The organism is Pseudomonas sp. 2,4-D (assembly GCF_030418155.1).
GTDB lineage: Bacteria > Pseudomonadota > Gammaproteobacteria > Pseudomonadales > Pseudomonadaceae > Aquipseudomonas > Aquipseudomonas alloputida.
In genome coordinates, this window is record NZ_JAUHUI010000084.1 from 1 (window position 1) to 1,652 (window position 1,652).

Here is a 1,652-nt window from a genome sequence, read left to right on the forward strand (position 1 = left end):
ATGGCCAAGGCCGCCGATGTCGTTGTGCAATGCCTGGAAAACGAAGGTGTCGAGTATGTATTCGGCATTCCCGGTGAGGAAAACCTCGACCTGCTCGAATCCCTGCGCAAGTCGAAGATCAAGCTGGTACTGACCCGTCACGAGCAGTCTGCAGGTTTCATGGCTGCCACCTACGGTCGTCTGACCGGCAAGACCGGCGTCAGCCTGTCGACCCTCGGCCCTGGAGCCACCAACCTGGTAACCGCCAGTGCGTACGCCTACCTGGGCGGCATGCCGATGATGATGATCACCGGGCAGAAGCCGATCAAGAAGTCCAAGCAGGGTCGCTTCCAGATCATTGACGTGTGCGGCATGATGGACCCCATCACCAAGTACACCCACCAGTTCGCCTCGGCCGACAACATCCCGGCGCGCATGCGCGAAGCCTTCCGCCTGGCCGAAGAAGAAAAGCCGGGTGCGGTGCACCTGGAGCTGCCGGAAGACATCGCCGCCGAGCAGACCGACGCGCTGCCGATCCCGCGCAGCCTGCACCGCCGCCCGCTGGCCGAGCACGTGGCCATCGAAGCTGCCGTCGAGAAACTGCAGAACGCGCGTAACCCGATTCTGGTGATCGGTGCCGGTGCCAACCGCAAGATGACCGCCAAGGTCCTCAAGCAACTGATCGACAAGACCGGCATCCCGTTCATCACCACCCAAATGGGTAAAGGCGTGGTCGACGAGCGCCACCCGCGCTTCCTCGGCAACGCTGCGCTGTCGTCGGGCGACTTCGTTCACCGCGCCGTCGAAGCCGCCGACCTGATCATCAACATCGGCCACGATGTGATCGAGAAGCCACCGTTCTTCATGGTCCGTGGCGGCACCGAAGTCATCCACATCAACTTCCGCTCTGCCGAAGTCGATGCCGTGTACTTCCCGCAAGTAGAAGTGATCGGCGACATCGCCAACGCCGTATGGCAGATCAGTGAAGCGCTGAACGACACGTCGCACTGGGACTTCACCCGCCTGATGGCCATCCGTGAAGCCAACGAAGCACAGATCGCCGAAGGCGCCGACGACGACCGCTTCCCGGTCTACCCACAGCGCATGGTGGCTGACATCCGTCGTGTACTGCCGTCCGAAGGCATCGTCGCCCTGGACAACGGCATCTACAAGATCTGGTTCGCCCGCAACTACAAAGCGCACAAGCCAAACACCGTGCTGCTGGACAACGCCCTGGCGACCATGGGCGCCGGCCTGCCATCGGCAATGGCTGCGCACCTGGTGCACCCGGACCGCCCGGTAATCTCGGTGTGTGGCGACGGCGGCTTCATGATGAACAGCCAGGAACTGGAAACTGCAGTACGTCTGGGCATGCACATCACCGTGGTGATCCTGCGTGACGACGGCTACGGCATGATCCGCTGGAAGCAGGCCAACATGGGCTTCACCGATTTCGGCCTGGACTACGGCAACCCGGACTTCGTCAAGTATGCCGAAGCCTACGGCGCAAACGGCCACCGCGTGGAAAGCGCCGAAGGCCTGCTGCCGCTGCTGGAGCACTGCATCAAGACCCCGGGTGTGCATGTGATTGACTGCCCAGTCGATTACAGCGAGAACGACCGCATCCTCAACAGCGAGCTGCGTGAGCGCGCCCTGGCGGTGTAAGCCCTGAC

General features: G+C 62.3%; 1 protein-coding gene. It reads left to right on the top strand.

Annotation, left to right across the window (positions count from 1 at the left end):
• Positions 1 to 1,644: an acetolactate synthase large subunit gene (locus QYE47_RS27195; RefSeq protein WP_004576806.1), complete on the top strand. Its 1,644-nt coding sequence runs from the start codon at positions 1 to 3 to the stop codon at positions 1,642 to 1,644.
• The last annotated feature ends 8 nt before the right edge of the window (positions 1,645 to 1,652 follow it).